This window comes from Staphylococcus sp. HMSC069D12, from assembly GCF_001810405.1.
In the GTDB taxonomy this organism is placed as follows: domain Bacteria; phylum Bacillota; class Bacilli; order Staphylococcales; family Staphylococcaceae; genus Staphylococcus; species Staphylococcus haemolyticus.
The window spans coordinates 1-22,335 of sequence record NZ_KV801108.1 but is presented as its reverse complement, the minus strand read 5'-3'; the positions used below and the strand labels follow the sequence as shown (position 1 = coordinate 22,335).

Here is a 22,335-nt window from a genome sequence, read left to right as displayed (position 1 = left end):
TTTAAAATGTCTTCTTTTCTTAGTAATTGAGAAGACATTTTTTTATTTATACGATATTACACATATTCGTTATATCGCCATTGTATAATAGTTGTATAAAAATTTTATAGAGGTGATCTTATTGAAGACATTTTTTACCCCGTTAAGAATTTTAATTGCCACACTTATCCTCCTCGTCATATCCTTTGTATGTTATATTTATGCAAAAACTCCAACAGAACCTGACACATCTAAAATAGAAACCATTACTGCAAAACCTCAATACTCTCTTTCATTCATTGGCGAACAACAACCACAAGAAAGTTTCACTTTATATTTCAATCCATCTTTAGGAAATGTTTCTTCCTTACTTGTCAAAAATGATGAAATCATCCATTCTGATACACCTTTATTAGAGTATTACAATCCGCTCCTTGAAAAGCTTATTGTAGATAAAAAGAAGGCCCTATCCTCACTTATCAACCATTCACCGAAACAATCAATTAGTCAACAGTTAACGCTAAACAGCCAAATATTAGAACTCCAAAGTCGACTTCAAACACGCATTAATTCCCCTATTTCTGGAAAAGTAACTATCCTAGAAGCACATCCTTCTAAATTAAATACAAAAATAATGCAAATTAATAGCGAAAAACATATTATTCGTGCTAATATAACTGAATCTCAATTGGAACATATTAAAGCTAATCAAGATGTAAACGTTACAAGAAATCACTCCAAATTATTTACTGGTAAAATTCTTTCTATCATTCAAATCCCTTATAAAGTAGAAAAAGGTGAATCAATTTATCAAGTAGATATTTCGACTCAAGATCAATACCCTTTTGGACGCCACTTTGATATCGATGTTGGAACTTCTAAAATAGAACTACCTATAAGTTCAATTTATGAAAATTATTATGTTTTAATTACACAAAATAACAAAATTATTAAAAGAAGAATAGAATATACTAAAAGTCAAAAAAATGGGTATATTATGGTATCCAATGGATTAAATATTGGAGATAAAGTGATTGTGCATCCTTCATCATCACTTCTACAAAAATAGCAGTGATTTTTTGCAATTGTATATTCATATTAAAATTTATTATATAGAGCGAAATAATAATTGTTCTTAATTAATTGATTTTTATAAATTGCTTTGAAATTCAAATAAAGAATATAATAATCAAAATATTGTTTTATTAAGTACTTTTTTGTTTACTTCTTAATTTCATTTAGTTATAATTAACTAAATAATATAGCATTAAATTAATTTAATAAAATTCTTTTAATCTAAATTATTTAAGTAATTTTAACTATTATAAGACGTTATATATAATTTAACGAGCAAAATAGAAAAAGTGCACAATTAGTTGGGGAGGTTTCAAAATGGCAATTTCAAAAATCAATGATTGTTTCGAATTATTAGCAATGATCACATACGCAGATAAATTAAAAAACATCATCAAAAAAGAATTTTCAATTAGCTTTGAAGAATTCGCAGTTTTAACATATATTAGTCAAAGTAAAGAAGAGGAATATTATTTAAAAGATATCATTAATCATTTAAACTACAAACAACCACAAGTAGTTAAAGCAGTGAAAAATTTATCTCAAGAAGATTATTTTGATAAAAAACGTAATGAACACGATGAAAGAACTGTATTAATTCTTGTAAATAATACACAACGTAAAAAAATCGATTCATTATTAAATAAAGTAAATACTCGTATCGAAGAAGCTAACAAAGAAACTGAATTATAATTTCTTTGTGGCTTTTCTAATTCTATTTGTTTCGATATGAATTTATAACCCTGAGATATTATTTTTAAATAACAAAGCCAGTAAATGAAATCCGTAAATTTCACTTACTGGCTTTTTTTATATCATATGACGTATTACGAATGTATTTTAAATTATAATATTTTCATCTAATATATTAATGTAAAAGCTTTATATCATGATTCATCAAACAGGCATCCACTTATAAAAATAACTGATATCATTTAATGATTCACTTCTGTTACCTGTTCAACATTTTCTAAAAAACTTAAATATAAGACTAGAAACTTATCTTCTTCTTCAACATAGGGTGCATGTCCAGATTCTTCAAATAAAACCTTCTCAATATTTTGATAACGCTCTTCTATTTTATAATGATTCTTATCATTTATAATTGGATCATAGCGTCCGTTTATAATTAATGTAGGAACTTTAACATAATGCGTGTACCCTTTATTCGCATAAGCCGTATCTAAAAGTGCTCTGCTTGCTATAGCACTATCCTCGGAATTTTGTTTACTGTATAAGCGTTGCCGTTGAATCCATTTCATTGCTGATTCTTGTTCTTTATAGATATACGGGAATAATAAAAGTAATGCTTCAGATTTATTAAACCCTGCAATTTCGTCTTGGTGCTCAATCATTAATTTCGTAAAACCATGAACGATATCCTCAGCTTTTGAAGAGATAATTGTTAAAGATAATACATGATTTTCATGTTTTTCGGTAAATTCTCTAGCAATAATCCCTCCCATATCATGACCTAATAGATGCGCTTTCTTTAAGTTTAATTTATTGATAAGTACATATAAATCTTTCACATGTTCTTCTAAGTTATATGAATCAGGACGTGACGATTTACCATGTCCTCGAACATCATACACAATCACTCTATAGTTTTGTTGGAGTTGTTTGTTTAATAAATCAAACGCTGCCGAATTACCATCTAAGCCATGAATTAAGATAACGGGGCTGCCATGTCCTTCATCTTGATAAGCTAATTTTGTTTGGTTTAACGTTTCGATTTTTTTCATATTGGCACCTCCCTTAATTGTTACTATACCCACTTCATTAAAAGTTACGCTATGAATGTTCTTAACTTTATTAAAATAATTATCATATAAATATTTTTTTAAATTAAAAAAAGCACTTGTAACAAGTGCTTTTTAACGCAGTCAATGACTGCCAATATAATAACGCCTGAGAGATTGCTTATGTACCAGGCTCTACTCTCAAGTTAATTTACTTATCTATTTTGAACTGGGAATGTAAACTCAAATAATATTTATTTCAAGCTTATATTAATTAAGCGTTACACCCTCGTCCTTGATGATAATTTAATTGTATAAAAAACGATCAATGCCACTATCATGATCCATATAATAAGAGAAATGATTTGTGCAATTTCAGGTTTTGTCACTACTGCATCAATCGTCTTTTGACAGAATAATAAACCAATTGCTGTGTACTCTATTTTTTTAAAAAAGACACCAATTAAGCTCAGTATAATACCTATAAAAAAAACGACTTGATGACTATAAATAGTGATGGGAATGATTCCCCAATTTAGATTAAAAGCACGCATAATGATTAAAATTAATGCAATTATCGCAATGATATACCCTAGTATCATTTCAAAACGATTGCTATATAGAAACTTCTTCTTATCAATACGAATATTAATAAAAACCGTTAATGGAAAAATGATTATACAATAGAATATAGAAATTGCTGTAGCAGCTTGAAATGGCACATATTGCTTATCATAAAGATATGATATTAAGATAAAATTCATAATAAAGAAAATAACAGGATTCGTTTGTAAACCGAATAAATTTCGTTGAATAATCAAAATGATTTGTGCTGGAGATTTGCCACGATAATCTAAATAATCTTCATCTTTTGATTCAGACTTTTTCAAATCATTGCGCAAATTTTCTTTTATATCATCGATTAAATTAGGTGCCATCCCTTTGTGACTAAAGTAATCGTTAATATTTTCAAGTAACACTTTATCGTTGGTTCTCATGAGTTACTCCTTTGCTATAGTTTAATAACATCTATACGATTTGTTAATTGTTCAATTTAAAATTTTATCATACATTGACATTATTTTCTGTTTAATGACGAAAAATAAGAGCATGACGTTATTCAAAAGTTAGAATTTAACGTCATGCTCCTAGTGATGAAATTATAAAATTTGTTATTTTTATTATTTAGCAAGATCAATACGATATAATTTTAAGTTTTTATCTTGAGGTGAATTTGAGCCAAATTGATAGCTTGTTTTACCTTTTTGAATATATCCAAAATTGCCGCTTACTTTATTATATTGAACTCGTGCCACTGCATTTTGGCCTAAACTTTTCTTAACTTGATTATAAGTTGGGCCATTAGCTTCATTATAAGTCATAGAAACTCTAGTAACATAACCTTGGTTCTTTTTACCTACTGCAGTTACAACTAATAAACCTTTATTTGTGCGATACTCATAATAACCTTCATTGTTGCTTGGATTTTTAGAATAAATCGGTGTACCATATTTGTTTGAAACATTTTTGATTGATTCGCCTAGTGTAATATTTTCTAAAGATTTTTCACCTTGATTTAATTGTTGAACTGTTTGAATTGTATTACCGCTAGCTGCTTCAGCATGATTAATGCCTACTCCTGTCATTACTAGTCCAGAGACTAAAAATGCCGCTACTAATTTTTTCATAAGCACTCTCTCCTTTATCTCGTTTCTCGTCTTGTGCTTATTCATAGTATACCCCATTTATTACTAAAATAACAGTATTATTACGAAAATGTTACAAATTAGGTTATTTTATGTAACAAATTAGGATGACGACTGAAGTTATCCTAACAACAATTAGTGTTCAGGCATATATTTCTTAATAAATGGTGTTACATCTTCAATAAACTTACCTTTCTCTTCCTCAAAAGGATATAAACTTGATTGAGCATACACATTAAATTGTGACTCTTTAACTAAATCGGCTACTTCTTTAGATTCAAGTGTTGTAATACGCTCACCATGTTCTCCCGCAATAATTAACGTCGGTTTCGTTACATGTTCAAATACGCTTGAAATCGCAGTTTCTTTGAACACATCTTCAATCGCTTGTGTCTCCTCTTTTGTAGAAATTGCATTCGTATCCTCAACATGTTTTAAAAACTTATTAACTTTTCTCGGCTTATGATAACGATGCTTTTCTAAAAACTTATTTTGTTTTTCGTCATCCCAGTTTCTAATTTTATGTGAATATTTTCTGAATAAACGTTCTTCAGGTAATTCACCCTCAATAGATGTTGGTGTTACCATAATGAGGGATGAAACATAATTAGGATAACGTTCTGCCAAATCCGCAATTATGGCTGCGCCCATTTCATGACCTATTAATGCTGATTCATCAATATACAAATAATCTAGTAATTGTATGATATCATCGGCAAATTCTTTGAAATCAATTTGCCTTGGTTTATCTGAATAGCCATGTCCTCTCAAATCTAGTAAAACTACTTGAAAAGATTTTGCCAATTCTTTTGCTAAATTTTGAAATATAGAAGCATTTTCATATGCTGTATGTACTAAGACAACAGGATATCCCTCACCCATCGTATTGTAATGTAAGGATAAACCACCTTTTCTAGTAAATAAATCCATCTTATGAATCTCCTCCTTGTTTTTTATGAATCGGTAATATTGATAATAACTCTTCACTTGTAGTAATAATAAAGTCAACCTCTTCTTCTAAAGGTTCTAATTCAGCGTCATCATGTTTAAACCACACACTTACCATGCCCATTGCGCGAGCTGGTGCTACATCATTTAAAGCATCATCACCCACATACATTATCTCTTCAGGTTGAACATTTAATTGATAAATCATATCTTCAAATATTTTAGGATGAGGCTTACGGAATCCTACAGTTTCAGAAGTTGATAAATAATTGATTACATGCCCTAATCCTAATGAATGTATACGAAATTGTTTAATTTTAGATTTACCATTTGCGATAACACCTAAAACATAATTATTTTGCGATAATTTCTCCAAAGTATATAGCGTGTCATAATAAGGGAATACGTAACGATAGAAATGCATTTCAAAATCATTAAATAAATCTTTCCATGTTAAACGATCAATATGGAACTGCTTAATAATTGCTTTATATAAATCAGGTTTATCATTATCTTCATCGTCATCTAATTCTATAAATTTTTGTTTAAAATCTGCTAATTGAACATGTACGAAATAATCATGAAATCGTTCATATTGTTCCTCAATGAATTTATCTCGAGATTTTGTTCTATCTAATAATGTACCTTCTAAATCAAACACGATTGCTTTTATATGACTTAAGTCCATTGTCAATTCCCTCTTAACTCTATAATTATTCTCATTTTATCAAAAGTCTTCCATAAAATAATAACGTAATATCCATGTGATACAGTTAAATGTATGTTTAAACATCTTTAGATTGCTTAAGCAAAATGTAAAATAATGTTGGAATACCTATTAAAGCCAAAATAATACTAGCTGGTATTTGCACTGGATGAATTAACACACTACCAAACCAATCTGCAATCAACATCATTGTAGCACCGATTAAAATATTTAATATCATTTGAATGCCTAACGTAAATCTCCAATAATAGCGTCTTATCAGTTGAGGCACTATCATGCCGATGAAACCAATAATACCTGTATATGCTATCGCGACTGCTGTTATTATAGATGCTAGTGTTAGTATCAAAAACATGACTTGTTGGACGTTTAAACCTAATGACTGGCTCTTCAATTCACCTAATTGTAATAACTTAATCGCTGGCACCATACTAAATAGAATCAATATAATAGGTATAGTTATTAGACCGATGTATATGACCTCTCGCGTTTCAGCCGCTGCAAATCCTCCGAAAAAGTAGTTAGCTATTTGGTTCATCTTATTAGGTTTAATTAAAACTAGAATATACAATAATGCATTAAAGAGTGCACCTATCATCAAACCAGTAATAATAAGAATTTTGAGTGGATAACCACGTGAGATTTTGGCAGCAATCATTAAGACGATCAATAATGCGATTAAACTAGCGCTAATTGAAAAGATGGGCACCCAAATAAAAGATAATCCTAGAAATATCGCCAATCCAGAACCGAATGTAGCACCACTTGCCAGTCCTAATGTAAAACTATCGGCTAGAGGATTATTTAAAACAGTCTGAAACATCTGACCTGCTAGTGTTAATATTGCTCCTGTTAATAAGGCCTCAATAATTCTTGGCAACCGAACTTTAAGCAATATCATTTGATTAAATGAATCCGTTAAGCTCCCTATGTCCCATAGTAAATAAAGTCCTATGGCACCGATTAAACATATGCACCAACTTAGAAATGTTGAATATATATTTCTTGTCATTTTATCAACTCATCAATAATCTTTCTATTATTTCTTCTATTATAACTGATGATATAAAAGAATGGGACTGGGGGCAGCATTCTTTTAAATTCGTAGACTTAGCTTGCATTAGTTATAGCATTTCTATACAACATTCTTTTTGCTAGGTCCCGTAGTTGCATAGTCGCAAAAATAATTAAAACTGAGAAAAGCTTGATTTAAAGCTCTTCTCAGTTCAGTCAGCTACAGAGGATTTGTAATGTAACTTTTCAATATAAATTGTACTAATCTCACTTTTACAATAACTATTTAATTCATATGAATTTATCTTTTATAAATAGCGTCTCTTAATTGTTTTAAACCTTCATCAATACGAGGGCCTGGACGTGAAATTTCATCACCGTTCACAGTTTCAACACGTCCATTTTTCACAGCTTTAATTTGACGGAAACCATCACGTTTTTTAATCACTTTATAGTAATCTGATTTAGATAGACCTTCTGTAGAAATGAGGATATCTGGATTCTTTTTAATGATACTTTCTTTATCCACTGGTTTCCAACCTTCTATATTTGAAAAGCTATTTTTAGCATCTAATTGGGCTAACATGTCATCAAAAAATGTATGTTTGCCTGCTGTATATATTTCAGGTTTAGAAGAGACTTCCATAAAAACAGATTGTGACATATGATGTCTTGGCACCGACTTTATTACTTTTTCAACATTGTGCTTCGTCTCATCAATAAGTTCGTTAGCTTCATGTTCACGTCCTGTTACTTTACCTATTTGTTTAAAAGTTTCATACGTTTGATCCAATGATTGTGCATCTTTCACATAAACCACTTTTACACCATTTTTTTCAAGACTATCTAACACTTTCTTTGAAGTTCCTTTTTGAGATTCATGTGCTAAAATTAAATCGGGTTTGACTTTTAATAAGGCTTCTTTATTTAAATTCATTGTATTAAATTGTTCTTTCCCCTTTTTAACATCTTTAGGGTAATCGTCCACTGTAGAAACACCTACAACATCTTTTCCGAGACCTAATTCATAAAGAATTTCCGTATTACTTGGCATAAGCGACACGATACGTTTGTATGAATGCTCTTTCGAGTTGGAATCAGATTGATTACTTTGTTTATCTTCTTGTTTATGTTGATCGTTTTGTCCACAAGCGACAAGAATCAACATGACTAAACTAAGTAATATCCATAACTTTTTATTTAACACGTTCACACATTCCTTTCTAGATTATGTATATGTATGCATATATCATAACAAATAATATTAAATATTAATTTAAGTTTTTCATATTTAATTGTGTAATTTCATACTATTATTTGTTTCATGGAAAATTTTAAATATTAAAAAGCATTGAATATCTCTAAATTTAGAAATACTCAATGCTTTTCTTAACATTACGTTGCCTTGGGATTAGTTCCATACTCATTTGTACCTTTTTCACTATCTGTAACACAATAAATCAATGCGAAAATAGATACAATTAATAATACGATCGAAATAACTAACACAACTACCGTTGCAATCATTAACGATACGTCAGAATAAAAATCACTCAAATACACATTAGATATTGTTTCTATTAATACAATTAATCCTCGTAACAGCATCGATATTAACATAATTAACGGAATTAACATTGTGCGCCCAACATCATGAAATCGACGTACTGACATAGTAAATGTACCTATTACAATGATGACATCAATCGTTTCATACACAATGTTAAAAAACGTATCTCCACCGCCAAACACCCATTTAAGTAAGTCTGCAAGTAAACTTAATAATACAAGTACGATGATATTAGCTAATGTTGCAAACCAATAATGTCGTCTACGAGTTCGACCTTGTACATTGAAATAATTTTTCCAGAATAGCTGATACTACTCAATCATTATAGCGTCTCCTTTGAATATGATTCACTATAATCATTACACAATAAAGGATTAAAGAAAATACTTTATTTAATGTAAGCTCGAATCGCTCTTGCAATATATTCATTTAAATAATCATTACGATTTTTATTTATATTTTTAGCAAAACGTTCATCGCTTTCGTAAGTGAGTGCCATATATTCTAAGAATTGATTGTCCGCATTTGGTACTTGTCGTTGTAATATCTTTTTTAACGTTTCGATATTTTGATACGTAAATGCGTCATCCGCTGAATAGCCATCTTCCAATAGTTGATTCATCTCATTAAAAAATTGATTGAATTGTTCATTAGTATGATCATCATTATCTTGCTTCTCAGAATCACTAAATTGAGTTCTATTATCTTGATATGACTGATAGTAATCCGTGTCACCATATTTTAGCGCCGCTTCTTTATCATATTGTTCATTCACATCAAATTGATTAAATTTGTCCATATTAATCTCCTCATTTCTATGATTAATTAGATGATGATTGAGGTAATCAATGATTTGATTCAGGTGATTTCGTTGATGAATAATTTGAGCATAATTTTCTTCTAATATTACATTTTTATCATTAATACTTTGCTGAAAATAGTCTTGAATGTTCTCAAGCGATAAATTGAGTTGTCTAAGAAATAAAATTGTTTGTAATTTTGATATATCTTGAGAATGATAATAACGATACCCGTTATCATCAATATAACTAGGCACAAGTAAACCAATCTCATGATAATAACGTAAAGTTCTTGTACTAACCGACGTCACTTTGCTCACTTCATTAGGTGTAAAATAGTCATGATTTATCATTATTTTATTCTCCACTTTACTTTATTTTTAATATCATTAATACCTCATTCATCTATTTAGGAGTGTAGACTATGACGTAACGTTAAAGTCAATCATTCTTATTAAAATAATCTTCTAAAAATGTGTATTTTTGAGTCCCATTTCCATTAAAATAGTTTTTCCCAAAATTATCTAATAAGGCATGAAACTCGTTAGCATCTTGATTCGTAAAATGAGGAGGCAATGAAATTTGCTTTTTAAATTTATCATAACTTTCTGTATGGGCGTAACCTAACTTACTATACAAACGTCTCGTATAACTATCAGGAATAAACTCGATACCTTTAAAGATATAGACGAGTAAAACATCAGCTGTTTCGCTACCGATGCCACGAATTTTTAGTAATTCTCTTCTTAGATTATCTCCATAATGTTGATCAATATTTTCATAATCAAAATTAAATTGATTTAACCACTGAAACAAAGCATGAATGGCTTTCCCTTTATTCCTATAAAAGCCGCTGGAACGGATCGTTTCTTGTAGTTCAGTTAATGGCAACGATAAAATTTTTTGAGGATTAAAGTTTGTTTTTTCTTTTAACCGAAGTAAAGCCATGTCTGCATTTTTCCAATTCGTATTTTGGACTAATATAGCACCGAGCATCATTTCTTCCGGGCTCTCAGCGGGCCACCAATGTTGCTGTCCCATATGCTCTAATAAAGTTTCGTAAAGTTCTTCTGTCGTAAGCGTTGGCATACTCTCACTCCAATCTTTACATAATAATACCCTCACAAATCGAAATTTATGAGGGTGTTATCAAAATTTATATAATTCTCTTGATTACATAGATTCAGGTGCAGAGACACCAACCAGTGCTAATGCATTGTGTAACGTAATTCTTACTGCATCTACTAAAGCTATATGAGCTTTCGTCTTTTCTGCATCATCTGTTAATACTTTTTCAGCATTATAGAATTTGTGGAATGCAGAAGCTAAATCTTGAATATAGTTTGTTAAACGATGTGGTGCGCGACTTTCTGCTGCACTTTCAATAGTTGGTTCAAATTCAGCAATCTTCTTCAATAAGTCGATTGCTTTTTCATTTGTAATCGTTGAAAAGTCAGCATCATCAGTAACTTCAACACCTTGTTCTTTCGCTTGTTTTAAGATTGAGCAAATACGTGCATGCGCGTATTGAGCATAGTAAATTGGATTGTCTTGTGACTTTTCTTTGGCAAGTTCCAAATCAAAGTCGAAATGAGAATCAGGACTACGCATTGTTAAGAAATAACGTGCAGCATCAATGCCTACTTCATCCATAATTTCACGTAAAGTAATTGCATTACCTGTACGTTTACTCATCTTCACTTCGACTCCATCTTGCATTAAACGAACCATTTGCATGATTTGAATTTCAAGACGATCACTATCCACACCAAATGTTTCAAGACTAGCTTTCAAACGATTAATATAACCATGATGATCGGCACCCATTAAATCGATTAGGATATCATTACCACGATTAATTTTATTGTAATGATATGCTGTATCTGGCGTAAAGTATGTGTAAGTACCATCTTTCTTAATTAATACTCGGTCTTTATCATCTTTAAAGTCAGATGTACGTAGCCATGTCGCACCATCTGCTTCATACGTATAACCTAGTTCATTCATTTTAGCTAATGTGTTATCAATGGCACCATTTTCATATAATGATGTTTCACTGAACCAGTTATCAAAGTGGACGTTGAAATCAGCTAAATCTTTTTTCAATTTATCCATTTCATAATCGACACCTAATTGTCTGAATGTTTTAAGACGTTCTTCATCAGAGTAGTCTTTCATTTCAGGGTGTTTATCAGCTAAATCTTTACCAATTTCGATGATATCTTTACCGTTATAACCATCAGCTGGCATTTCATGACTTGTATCACCAAGTGCCTCGAAGAAACGTGTTTCAATAGAACGTGCTAAGTTAGTAATTTGATTACCCGCGTCATTAATATAATATTCACGTGTTACATTATAACCTGCAGCAATTAAAATATTAGCTAATGAATCACCTACAGCAGCATTTCTAGCATGACCAATGTGCAAATCACCAGTTGGGTTAGCAGATACATATTCTAGTAAAATATTCGTGTTCTTAGATTCTTCTGCACAACCGAATTTGTCACCTTTATTGATAGCTTCTGGGATAACTGCAGTTAAATACTGATTATCTAAGTAGAAATTAATAAAACCAGGGCCCGCGATATCTACTTGCTTCACGTTCGCTTTACTTGTGTCTAAGTTATCAACGATAGCTTGCGCAATTTCACGTGGATTACGTTTCGCAATTTTAGTTAATACCATTGCAATATTCGTTGAATAATCCCCGTTTTTAGTATCTTTTGGTATCTCTACTTTAATTTCGGGAATATCTTCAGCCAGATTAGCTTTTTCAATACTTGCTTTAATTTCTTCTATTAAAGTTGATTTTACTGTTTCAATAATATTCATTCGCTTATCTCCTTATAATTAATTTCATATTGATATGAGCCCATCTTTTCATCGTTCTGATGTAACTCGTATTGAATTTTTAATTTTCCACCATTTTCATTCACAAAATGCAGGATGCTACGTGTTTTAACAGTTAAAGGAATACGACCAGCTGGTATATCGTAAAGTGTAGTCGTATCATGACCTTCCACAAAGTGAAGATTCATATTAATATCGCCTTTGCGTATTAATTTAACACCGCGTTCCTCAATTTTAATTGTTACATTAACGACTGCATCTTCAATTTGTTCTTGATATCGAATATAATCTGCGTTTTTCTTTTGCCATGAACCTTGAGCAGCAAATTCAAATTTTTGTTTTTCACCATTTTGTTTTAGAACTTGTTTCGTTTGAACGTCTATATTCTTATTCAACGTTTGCCTCACCTTAGCTTCTAAATAATACACCACATTATAGCATAAATTAGATAGTGCATGTAGGTGATACTTCTCAGTTTTAAAGTATTTAGGATATATATAAGTATCATCATCTATTTTGATAAATTTAGTAATAAAAAGAACAGTATATAGGTTAAATCTTGGAAAATATTACTATAAAATGACTTATTAGAAGTAAACTATCAGCGTGTATTTGGAGATGATATAATATACTAGTCGCCTATCTCTCAGGCGTCAATTTAGGCGTAGAGAGGAGGTGCTAATCTATGCTAGAAATCCTTGTTCACATCACGACCACAATCATCAGTGGTTGTATTATTGCGATATTCACGCATTGGCTACGTAATCGCAATAATAAATAGGCGACCATAGCCACACCTAAAAATCCCCTCACTACGGCAATAGTGAGGGGATTGGTGCATCTATGCTAGTTTCCTTGTTAACTAAATTATAACACTGGTGAGTGGAGAAATGCAAAATGATTTCACACGATGACTCAACTAATTAGAAGAAACATATTAAACAACGGTAGAAATTGAGGTGTGCGATATATTCGATACTAGATAAACAACATATTTTAAAATTGTAGTTTCTTTTTTAGGTAACATCATTCTCACATATCAATATTATTAGAAACTATTAATGTAATAGAAAACAATATATGATCCTACATTGACATTAGCATTTAATTTGGCAAGACTATTTGGTACCACTGTGGATGAATTTTTTTCGGTTCTGTTGCAAAGTTAGAAAAATATAGCTAATTACCTTTTTATCATGTCGTTGTTCCCTTAACTGGCTAACATATGCCTAATTTCATGGCATGGCGAAAATCCGTAGATCTGAAGAGACCTGCGGTTCTTTTTATATAGATCGTAAACACATCAAGACAAGAAGAAACTCGTTTCAAAAAAAGAAAAAACATGCATAATTAAATCGTAATAATTACGATTGTAGACAAGGAATTGAACTTTACAAAAGATTTAAATCAAAAAGAAAACGAATTAAGAATTAATATCATACATAAATTTTGCGAAAACCCTAATAGGAAAATAGATTTAATCCCTCAATACAAATCTTTAATAGACAAAAAAGTTATAACTACTGAAAATAATAAAATCAAATGTATATATCTTATATCTTCTAAAAAACAAATAAGCTCGTCTATACTAACAAAAGCAAAGAACCTTTATTCGCAATGTGTGCAACAGAACCATCAATTTTATATCCTTTAAAAACTTCGAAGAATAATTTAATAAAAAACCATCGACAAAGTGTATATCTTTATCGATGGTCTAATCTATCAAATAAATATTTATAATTAATCTTAATTTATGCTTCTAATTGTTTAATAATCTCTCTATTGAAATCATCTAAGTCATCTGGTACACGACTTGTTACAATATTATTATCTACTACAACTGATTCATCGACAACATGTGCTCCTGCATTAGATAAATCTTTACGTACGTTGATAACACCAGTTATTGTACGTCCATTTAAATCGTCAGTATCAACTAGTAAAAGTGGACCATGACAAATCGCAAATGTTGGTACATCATTTTGAGTAAAGTACTTAGTAAAGGTACCATAACGTCCTTCTTCGTCACCACGTAAATGGTCAGGTGAAAATCCGCCAGGAATTAATAAAGCATCATAATTTTCTGGCTTGGCATCTGAAATGCTTATATCTACAGTTACTTTTTCACCATGTTTACCAACAAGTTCTTGTTTTGCTGTATCTCCAATAATTTCAGTCTCAAATCCAGCATTTTCTAATGCTTCTTTTGGACTAGTTAATTCTATATCTTCAAATTCATCTGCTAAAATGATTGCTACTTTTTTAGTCATAATACACTATCTCCTTTTAATTGTAATGTTTTAAATCTTGATATTATATACACCAAGAACGAGAGGTTTAAACATAAATTGAAATGATTAAGCATTTCCGTCAATTATATCACGACATTTTTTAGCAGCAGCTTTTGGATCGTCAGCGTTTGCGATGCCACCACCAACAATAATTAAATCTGGTTGTTCAATCGCCACTGATTTAATTGTATCGGGTTTGATACCGCCTGCTACAGCTACTTTTGAATTTGTAATAACTGATTTAACAGTACGTAAACTTTCTAAAGGTGATACACCTTTAGCTTGTAAATCATAACCAGTATGTACTGCAATATAATCAGCACCCATTTTATCTAATTCAGCTGCACGTTGTTCTAAATTTTGAACCGCAATCATATCAACTAATAATTCTTTGCCATTGTTGTGCGCTTCTGCGATAGCACTTTTAATTGAAGCATCTTCAGAAACACCCAAAATTGTTACGATATCAGCACCGAATTTTACAGCTTGACTTACTTCATAACTAGCAGCATCCATAATTTTTAAATCTGCTAACACTTGTGTGTTAGTGACTGATTTACTCATATGTTCAACAGCAGATAGTCCTTCATTAATAACAATTGGTGTTCCAATTTCTACGATATCAATGAATTCCTCTACTTCTTGAGCTAATTTTGCTGCTTCTTTTTGGTCTAATAAATCGATTGCTAATTGTAATTTCATTAAAGTTTCTCCTCTCTATCTTTTATAATGCTATTATGGTATTAGTTATTTAGAATAACAATACTGACATTTTTGTCACTATATGCAAATGGAGGATTCGTTTTGTTGATTGAATATAATAATAAAACATTTTATACATCGAAAGATTTAGCCCTGTCTGTCATTGGTGGAAGATGGAAAATTGCCATTGTTTACCATCTTTTGCAGAGTAATCGTTTAAGGTTAAGTGAATTACAAAATAAACTACCCGATATCAACCAGCGAATGTTAATAAGACAACTTAGAGAACTAGAACAAGACAAAATTCTCGAAAGGACGGTTTATCCAGTAGTCCCTCCTAAAGATGATTATAGATTGACTGAAATAGGTTTAAAGCTTGATAAAGTAGTGTTTTCAATTTGTGATTGGGGTGATGATTTTCTAGATACAATTAAAATTAATAATCATAGATAATGAGAGAACCTACATTTATCAGAAGTTTTCACCTAAAAAGATATATTAAAGTTTTACAAATCTTTAATGCACCTTTTAGAGTGTTTTTAAATCTATTCTTTAATAGACTATAATATTCACTTTTTATTACTCCGTTTTTTCTTTAGATTAATGAATTTAGGGGATAATTTTGAACTGCGTTTCTTCTTTTGTCTTGATACTATAAAAACAAAGTTATATAACATAAGACGGCTTATCGGAAGTTATATGTAACTCACCCATTACAGATGATACAATATAAAGGTCGCCTATCTCTCAGGTGTCAATCTAGACGTAGAGAGGAGGTGTAATTATGCTTGATAACTTTGTTCACATCATGACCACAGCAGCGGGTGGTTGTATCGTCGCATTATTTGCGCATTGGCTACGCAATCGCAACGATAAGAAAAAATAGGCGACTATAGTCACACCTAAAAATCCCCTCACTATCGGAAGTAGTGAGGGGATTGGTGTATTATGCTTAATAACTTTGTTAAGTAGATTATAACACTGGTTAGTAGAGGAATGCAAAGTGATATGTATGATATTAGTTACAATGCGTCATTCTAATATTTTTGACGCTAATTGCCAATAATTTAAAGGATAAGTTATGAATGTTATATATTGAGAGTTTATCCTTTTTTAAATAGATTGTCATTAGAACATGCATTAAATTTAGAATAAATAATACAAAGATCAAAATTCATGAAATCAAATTTTTGATAACTTCATTAAGCTTCGTATCAATATACTTATTTTTATGTATGACTAAATAGAAATAGCGTGTAATGTCTAAGTTTGTTACTTCTAGCTTTTCTAAATCATAAGGTGTTAATGTCGATTTAGAAACAATAGAAAAGCCTTTATCAGCATGAACCATATTTTTAATTAGATTTGTGTTATTAATTTCTACTAAATAAGAGGATGAAGTCATTTGTGATAACGCATTTTCTTGATAGACTCTTGTACCTGATCCGCGTTCTCTGATAAAGCATATTGATTTATTTGAAGATGATGATTTTTTACGAATTAATACTATTTCATCTTGAGCAATACGTCTACTGTGTATAATATTACTTTGAACCTCTTTTTCGATTATACCTAAATCGATAGTGTTATTCTTAATATGTTGTAATACTGTATCAGAATTATTTAAATACACATGAATGTATAATTCAGGATATTTTTTGGCTAAATCAGTAAGATGTTGTGACAATCGATATTCTCCATAAGTGTAACTGCTCCCTACCGTCACATCTCCCGAAATTGTATCAGGTTGCATTTTCAAATCGTGTCTTAAGGTTTGTTCTAAACGCTCACGTTGTAAAGCATATTGAAATAGTTTCTCCCCATCACTTGTTAAAGACATTTTAGAATGTCTAAATTCGAAAATTTTTACATCGTATTCCAGTTCTAATCGTTTAATATCGCGACTTATTGATGGCTGTGAAGTATATAAATTTTCTGCAGCTTTAGTAAAACTTTGCGTTTTAACTACTTCAGTTAGAACTTTTAATGAATCCATTAACTAGGTCTCCTGACATTTGAATACCTCTATTATAACAAAAATGTTATGAGTAATATACTAAATATTTATTTCACGTTATAACTATGCGATGCTAAGCTTTTGATAAAGGAGGAGTTAAAAAGTGAAATCCTTAAAAAGCAAAGCCTTTATTTATGGTTTATTATTCACATTTATCATCGCAGTTATAAGTTTGTTAGGCTCAAAGTTACCATTTTTAGATAAGATAGGTGCTTTAACAATTGCTATACTGATTGCGATTCTATATAGACATTTTAAGGGTTACCCTGAAGCATATCGCTCAGGAATCGTATTTTCGTCTAAACGGTTACTGAAATTAGCTATTATATTATATGGATTAAAGCTAAATATTTATGATGTAATTGGAAAAGGTAGCGATTTGTTATTAATCGATATTGGAGTCATCCTTTTTAGTATCGGATTAATGTTATTACTAAATAAATATATTAAAGGAGATAAAAGCCTCATCCTATTACTAGGTATTGGCACTGGGGTGTGTGGTGCGGCAGCTATTGCAGCAGTATCTCCAATATTAAAATCTAGAGAAAAAGATTCTGCGATTAGTATTGGTATTGTCGCACTTATTGGCACTATATTTTCGCTTGCATATACTGTAATATATTCTGTTTTTACAATATCTCCTGAAGTATTTGGGGTCTGGTCAGGTACAAGTTTACATGAAATTGCACATGTAATTCTTGCTTCGGGCTTCTCAGGCCAAGAGGCTTTGAGTATGGGACTGTTAGGAAAACTGGGGCGTGTTTTTTTATTAATACCTCTGAGTATTATTTTAATTTTAATTATGAGAAAAAAATCGCATAGTGAGACTGAAAAAAAACGTATTGATGTACCTTACTTTTTACTTGGTTTTGTCATGATGGCACTATTCCATACTTATGTATCCTTGCCACACATGGTTATGCAAATTATAGATAATATCACTACTATATGCTTATTGATGGCAATGGTTGCATTAGGGTTAAATGTTTCATTTAAAGACTTAAAAGATCGTGCTTTCAAACCATTAATAGTTGTCATTATTGTATCTATTTGTTTATCAACTGTGACATTTATTGTTGCTAAGTGTTTTTATAGTTAGACTATAAGTATACTAAAAAATTGATATAGATTCTCACAAACAAACACAACACATTGAAGGCATTCCATATACTACGGCTAAAAAAGATCAGCCTTTTTCTTACTAGGCCTATTCTTCTTTATTTCTATTAACTATGAAACAATATACTAAATTGAAGAAGTAGATACTTCTTAATATAATTTAGGGTACACCCTAATCATACAAATATAGTTGTTGAATTTATAACGACTAAAACGTATGATTAGGGTGTATATTTATTGTGGAGTGAAAATAAATGATTATAGGTTATGCGAGAGTATCTTCGATAGATCAAAATTTAGAAAGACAGTTGGAAAATTTAAAAACGTTTGGTGCTGAAAAAATATTTACAGAAAAACAGTCTGGTAAATCTATTGAAAATAGACCGGCACTTCAAGAAGCACTTAACTTTGTGAGAATGGGAGATCGGTTTATAGTGGAATCCATCGATCGTTTAGGTCGTAATTACGATGAAGTGATTCATACTGTTAACTATTTAAAAAACAAAGAAGTTCAATTGATGATTACTAGCTTGCCTATGATGAACGAAGTTATTGGCAATCCATTACTAGATAAATTTATGAAAGACCTGATCATTCAAATATTAGCAATGGTTTCAGAACAAGAACGAAATGAAAGTAAACGTAGACAAGCCCAGGGTATTAAAGTTGCGAAAGAAAAAGGTGTGTATAAAGGACGCCCTTTATTATATTCGGCCAATGCGAAAGATCCTCAAAAACGTATTATTTATCATAGAGTTGTAGAAATGTTAGAAGAAGGGCGAGCAATTAGTAAAATTGCGAAAGAAGTGAATATAACAAGACAGACTGTTTATAGAATTAAACACGATAATGACTTGATTTAATAAACTTTACTTCGATGTAAATGAGAGCTTCTCATAGCGTCCCAAAACGGATGATAATAATCGATTATGAGCTTTTAAAGACAAGAAAAGAGAGTGCAAATATGCTCTCTCTTTTTTCTATATTCTTTTTCTCAATAACGTTCGTTTTTGAGACTAGAATTTTATGCCCTACTTACTTCTTTTATTTTCATTCAAATATTTGCTTGTATGATGAGTCGAAAATGGTTATAGTATACTCAAATAAATATTTGAATGAAGATGGGATGATAATATGAAAAAAAAAGATACTTGTGAAATTTTTTGTTATGACGAAGAAAAGGTTAATCGAATACAAGGGGATTTACAAACAGTTGATATTTCTGGTGTTAGCCAAATGTTAAAGGCTATTGCCGATGAAAATAGAGCAAAAATTACTTACGCTCTGTGTCAGGATGAAGAGTTGTGTGTTTGTGATATAGCAAATATCTTAGGTGTTACGATAGCAAATGCATCTCATCATTTACGTACGCTTTATAAGCAAGGGGTGGTCAACTTTAGAAAAGAAGGAAAACTAGCTTTATATTCTTTAGATGATGAACATATCGGGCAGATAATGATGATCGCCCTAGCACATAAGAAAGAAGTGAAGGTCAATGTCTGAACAAAAGGTTAAACTAATGGAAGAAGAAATGAACGTCTATCGGGTCCAAGGATTTACATGTGCAAATTGTGCAGGAAAGTTTGAGAAAAATGTTAAAAAGATTCCAGGCGTTCAAGACGCAAAAGTAAACTTTGGCGCTTCTAAAATTGATGTATATGGAAATGCATCGGTTGAAGAACTTGAAAAAGCAGGTGCTTTTGAGAATCTAAAAGTATCTCCTGAAAAACTAGCGAATCAAACGATACAAAGGGTTAAAGATGACACTAAGGCTCATAAAGAAGAGAAAACACCATTTTATAAAAAACATAGTACATTGCTGTTTGCCACACTACTAATTGCTTTTGGTTACCTTTCTCACTTTGTAAATGGAGAAGATAACCTCGTAACTTCCATGTTATTTGTAGGTTCTATTGTAATTGGCGGATATTCATTATTTAAAGTCGGTTTTCAAAATTTGATACGCTTTGATTTCGACATGAAAACCCTGATGACCGTTGCCGTTATTGGAGCTACCATTATTGGTAAATGGGCAGAGGCATCTATTGTTGTTATTCTCTTTGCAATCAGTGAAGCACTTGAACGCTTCTCTATGGACAGAGCAAGACAATCCATACGTTCATTGATGGATATCGCCCCAAAAGAAGCACTAGTTAGACGAAATGGTCAGGAAATAATAATCCATGTGGACGATATCGCTGTGGGTGATATCATGATTGTCAAACCAGGGGAGAAAATTGCCATGGATGGAATCATTGTGAATGGCTTGTCGGCTGTCAATGAGGCAGCTATAACAGGAGAATCTGTTCCCGTCTCCAAAGCGGTAGATGACGAAGTATTTGCAGGTACGCTTAACGAAGAGGGACTAATTGAAGTAAAAATCACCAAATACGTAGAAGATACAACCATTGCCAAGATTATTCATCTTGTTGAAGAAGCACAAGGGGAGCGTGCTCCAGCCCAAGCATTCGTTGATAAATTTGCGAAATACTACACTCCGATCATTATGGTTATTGCAGCCTTGGTTGCAGTCGTTCCACCCCTATTCTTTGGTGGCAGTTGGGATACATGGGTTTATCAAGGATTAGCAGTTCTTGTAGTTGGATGTCCTTGTGCATTAGTTATTTCTACTCCAATCTCGATTGTCTCGGCAATTGGAAATGCAGCGAAAAAAGGTGTGTTGGTTAAAGGTGGTGTCTATCTCGAGAAATTAGGAGACATTAAGACAGTCGCATTTGATAAAACAGGAACACTGACAAAAGGTGTACCAGTGGTAACAGATTTTGAAGTATTAAATGACCAAGTGGAAGAAAAAGAGCTATTCTCTACCATTACAGCTTTAGAATATCGTTCACAACATCCACTTGCTTCAGCAATAATGAAAAAGGCAGAGCAAGATAATATCCCTTATTCTAATGTACAAGTGGAAGAATTCACTTCGATTACTGGGCGAGGTATAAAAGGGATTGTAAACGGAACTACTTACTATATTGGAAGCCCAAAACTTTTCAAGGAATTAAATGTTTCCGATTTTAGCCTTGGGTTTGAAAACAATGTGAAAATCCTACAAAACCAAGGAAAAACAGCCATGATTATTGGAACGGAAAAAACAATTCTCGGCGTAATTGCCGTTGCAGATGAGGTTCGTGAAACAAGTAAAAATGTGATTCAAAAACTTCATCAGTTAGGTATCAAGCAAACAATTATGCTGACAGGTGATAATCAAGGTACTGCAAATGCAATCGGTACACATGTAGGCGTTTCTGATATTCAGTCTGAATTGATGCCACAGGATAAATTAGATTATATTAAAAAAATGCAATCGGAGTATGATAATGTAGCTATGATTGGCGATGGCGTTAATGATGCTCCAGCACTTGCTGCATCTACTGTTGGAATTGCAATGGGCGGTGCTGGAACGGATACTGCAATTGAAACAGCTGATATTGCATTAATGGGAGTTGATTTAAGTAAGCTTCCATTTGCAGTAAGACTCAGTCGAAAAACTTTAAATATCATTAAAGCTAACATCACTTTTGCTATCGGAATTAAAATAATTGCCTTACTATTAGTTATCCCGGGATGGTTAACTCTTTGGATAGCGATTCTTTCCGATATGGGAGCTACTATTTTGGTAGCATTAAATAGTTTACGACTGATGAGAGTGAAGGATAAATAGGTAGAAAACAGAATAGTAAGGTCACGCTGTGCGCAATTCAAGGGGGGCTTTTCAATTTGAAGAAAAGTCCTACCCCTAAAAGGTTCTGTTGCAAAGTAAAAAATATAGCTAACC

Annotated in this window: 23 protein-coding genes and 3 pseudogenes; 10 read left to right on the top strand and 16 right to left on the bottom strand. The window is 31.6% G+C overall.

The features are described from left to right. The first annotated feature begins 121 nt into the window (after positions 1-121). Both HMPREF2737_RS05870 and sarA read left to right on the top strand, forming a co-directional pair. Positions 122-1,048 carry an efflux RND transporter periplasmic adaptor subunit gene (locus HMPREF2737_RS05870; RefSeq protein ID WP_037548226.1) on the top strand — a complete coding sequence of 309 codons (927 nt, stop codon included), beginning with the start codon at positions 122-124 and terminating at the stop codon, positions 1,046-1,048. Between the two features lie 323 nt (positions 1,049-1,371). Continuing rightward, positions 1,372-1,746: a global transcriptional regulator SarA gene (gene sarA / locus HMPREF2737_RS05865; RefSeq protein WP_037548222.1), complete on the top strand. Its 375-nt coding sequence runs from the start codon at positions 1,372-1,374 to the stop codon at positions 1,744-1,746. Between the two features lie 242 nt (positions 1,747-1,988). On the opposite strand, the gene HMPREF2737_RS05860 is transcribed toward sarA, so the two are convergent. The 12 genes and pseudogenes from HMPREF2737_RS05860 to HMPREF2737_RS05805 form a co-directional block, all read right to left on the bottom strand. Beyond that, a complete protein-coding gene (locus tag HMPREF2737_RS05860) occupies positions 1,989-2,798 on the bottom strand; it encodes an alpha/beta fold hydrolase (RefSeq protein WP_037548219.1) in 810 nt (269 codons plus the stop codon). A 278-nt stretch (positions 2,799-3,076) separates the two neighbouring features. Beyond that, on the bottom strand, positions 3,077-3,793 hold the full coding sequence (locus tag HMPREF2737_RS05855) for a hypothetical protein (protein ID WP_037548215.1): 717 nt from the start codon (positions 3,791-3,793) through the stop codon (positions 3,077-3,079). Between the two features lie 183 nt (positions 3,794-3,976). Beyond that, positions 3,977-4,483: an SA0570 family protein gene (locus tag HMPREF2737_RS05850; protein WP_037548212.1), complete on the bottom strand. Its 507-nt coding sequence runs from the start codon at positions 4,481-4,483 to the stop codon at positions 3,977-3,979. 153 nt (positions 4,484-4,636) lie between these two features. After that, a complete protein-coding gene (locus HMPREF2737_RS05845; RefSeq protein ID WP_037548209.1) occupies positions 4,637-5,431 on the bottom strand; it encodes an alpha/beta fold hydrolase in 795 nt (264 codons plus the stop codon). 1 nt (position 5,432) lies between these two features. Beyond that, positions 5,433-6,137: an HAD family hydrolase gene (locus HMPREF2737_RS05840; protein ID WP_037548206.1), complete on the bottom strand. Its 705-nt coding sequence runs from the start codon at positions 6,135-6,137 to the stop codon at positions 5,433-5,435. 97 nt (positions 6,138-6,234) lie between these two features. After that, positions 6,235-7,188, bottom strand: coding sequence for a FecCD family ABC transporter permease (locus HMPREF2737_RS05835; RefSeq protein WP_037548202.1), 954 nt, complete (start codon positions 7,186-7,188; stop codon positions 6,235-6,237). Between the two features lie 303 nt (positions 7,189-7,491). Beyond that, complete coding sequence (locus HMPREF2737_RS05830; protein ID WP_052071606.1) at positions 7,492-8,358, bottom strand: ABC transporter substrate-binding protein; 867 nt, start codon at positions 8,356-8,358, stop codon at positions 7,492-7,494. A 227-nt stretch (positions 8,359-8,585) separates the two neighbouring features. After that, positions 8,586-9,038, bottom strand: a pseudogene (locus HMPREF2737_RS05825) (DUF805 domain-containing protein); the annotation flags it as partial. A gap of 110 nt (positions 9,039-9,148) precedes the next feature. Beyond that, a complete protein-coding gene (locus HMPREF2737_RS05820; protein WP_037538118.1) occupies positions 9,149-9,913 on the bottom strand; it encodes a MerR family transcriptional regulator in 765 nt (254 codons plus the stop codon). An 88-nt stretch (positions 9,914-10,001) separates the two neighbouring features. Further along, a complete protein-coding gene (locus HMPREF2737_RS05815; protein WP_037548196.1) occupies positions 10,002-10,649 on the bottom strand; it encodes an endonuclease III domain-containing protein in 648 nt (215 codons plus the stop codon). Positions 10,650-10,733: 84 nt separating this feature from the next. After that, a complete protein-coding gene (argS, locus tag HMPREF2737_RS05810; protein ID WP_037548193.1) occupies positions 10,734-12,395 on the bottom strand; it encodes an arginine--tRNA ligase in 1,662 nt (553 codons plus the stop codon). Next, a complete protein-coding gene (locus tag HMPREF2737_RS05805; RefSeq protein WP_011276552.1) occupies positions 12,392-12,808 on the bottom strand; it encodes a YwiB family protein in 417 nt (138 codons plus the stop codon). The genes argS and HMPREF2737_RS05805 overlap by 4 nt, the downstream gene beginning before the upstream one ends. Before the next feature lie 290 nt (positions 12,809-13,098). On the opposite strand from HMPREF2737_RS05805, the gene HMPREF2737_RS11475 reads away from it, so the two are divergent. Further along, positions 13,099-13,194 carry a type I toxin-antitoxin system Fst family toxin gene (locus HMPREF2737_RS11475; RefSeq protein WP_107109960.1) on the top strand — a complete coding sequence of 32 codons (96 nt, stop codon included), beginning with the start codon at positions 13,099-13,101 and terminating at the stop codon, positions 13,192-13,194. Positions 13,195-13,464: 270 nt separating this feature from the next. Beyond that, a pseudogene (locus HMPREF2737_RS12005) lies at positions 13,465-13,582 on the top strand (helix-turn-helix transcriptional regulator); the annotation flags it as partial. Positions 13,583-13,623: 41 nt separating this feature from the next. Here the strand turns inward: HMPREF2737_RS12005 and HMPREF2737_RS11470 are convergent. From HMPREF2737_RS11470 to hxlA, 3 genes and pseudogenes are all read right to left on the bottom strand, one after another. Continuing rightward, a pseudogene (locus tag HMPREF2737_RS11470) lies at positions 13,624-13,716 on the bottom strand (IS6 family transposase); the annotation flags it as partial. Positions 13,717-14,164: 448 nt separating this feature from the next. Further along, positions 14,165-14,683, bottom strand: coding sequence for a type 1 glutamine amidotransferase domain-containing protein (locus tag HMPREF2737_RS05800; protein WP_037548191.1), 519 nt, complete (start codon positions 14,681-14,683; stop codon positions 14,165-14,167). A gap of 87 nt (positions 14,684-14,770) precedes the next feature. Then, positions 14,771-15,406, bottom strand: a complete 636-nt coding sequence (gene hxlA, locus HMPREF2737_RS05795) for a 3-hexulose-6-phosphate synthase (RefSeq protein ID WP_037548189.1) — start codon at positions 15,404-15,406, stop codon at positions 14,771-14,773. A 102-nt stretch (positions 15,407-15,508) separates the two neighbouring features. On the opposite strand from hxlA, the gene HMPREF2737_RS05790 reads away from it, so the two are divergent. Continuing rightward, positions 15,509-15,859, top strand: coding sequence for a winged helix-turn-helix transcriptional regulator (locus tag HMPREF2737_RS05790; RefSeq protein ID WP_037548185.1), 351 nt, complete (start codon positions 15,509-15,511; stop codon positions 15,857-15,859). A 331-nt stretch (positions 15,860-16,190) separates the two neighbouring features. Further along, complete coding sequence (locus HMPREF2737_RS11465; RefSeq protein ID WP_141745580.1) at positions 16,191-16,292, top strand: type I toxin-antitoxin system Fst family toxin; 102 nt, start codon at positions 16,191-16,193, stop codon at positions 16,290-16,292. A 288-nt stretch (positions 16,293-16,580) separates the two neighbouring features. On the opposite strand, the gene HMPREF2737_RS05785 is transcribed toward HMPREF2737_RS11465, so the two are convergent. Beyond that, positions 16,581-17,402, bottom strand: coding sequence for a LysR family transcriptional regulator (locus HMPREF2737_RS05785; RefSeq protein WP_037548182.1), 822 nt, complete (start codon positions 17,400-17,402; stop codon positions 16,581-16,583). Positions 17,403-17,526: 124 nt separating this feature from the next. Between HMPREF2737_RS05785 and HMPREF2737_RS05780 the strand changes: the two genes are divergently transcribed. The 4 genes from HMPREF2737_RS05780 to cadA all read left to right on the top strand — a co-directional run bounded on the left by HMPREF2737_RS05780 (position 17,527) and on the right by cadA (position 22,221). Then, positions 17,527-18,522, top strand: a complete 996-nt coding sequence (locus HMPREF2737_RS05780) for a YeiH family protein (RefSeq protein ID WP_016930872.1) — start codon at positions 17,527-17,529, stop codon at positions 18,520-18,522. Between the two features lie 274 nt (positions 18,523-18,796). Next, on the top strand, positions 18,797-19,405 hold the full coding sequence (locus HMPREF2737_RS05775) for a recombinase family protein (RefSeq protein WP_037548178.1): 609 nt from the start codon (positions 18,797-18,799) through the stop codon (positions 19,403-19,405). A 271-nt stretch (positions 19,406-19,676) separates the two neighbouring features. After that, positions 19,677-20,045 carry a Cd(II)/Pb(II)/Zn(II)-sensing metalloregulatory transcriptional repressor CadC gene (gene cadC / locus HMPREF2737_RS05770; protein ID WP_000726008.1) on the top strand — a complete coding sequence of 123 codons (369 nt, stop codon included), beginning with the start codon at positions 19,677-19,679 and terminating at the stop codon, positions 20,043-20,045. Beyond that, on the top strand, positions 20,038-22,221 hold the full coding sequence (cadA, locus tag HMPREF2737_RS05765) for a cadmium-translocating P-type ATPase CadA (protein ID WP_070650049.1): 2,184 nt from the start codon (positions 20,038-20,040) through the stop codon (positions 22,219-22,221). The genes cadC and cadA overlap by 8 nt, the downstream gene beginning before the upstream one ends. Positions 22,222-22,335: the final 114 nt, after the last annotated feature.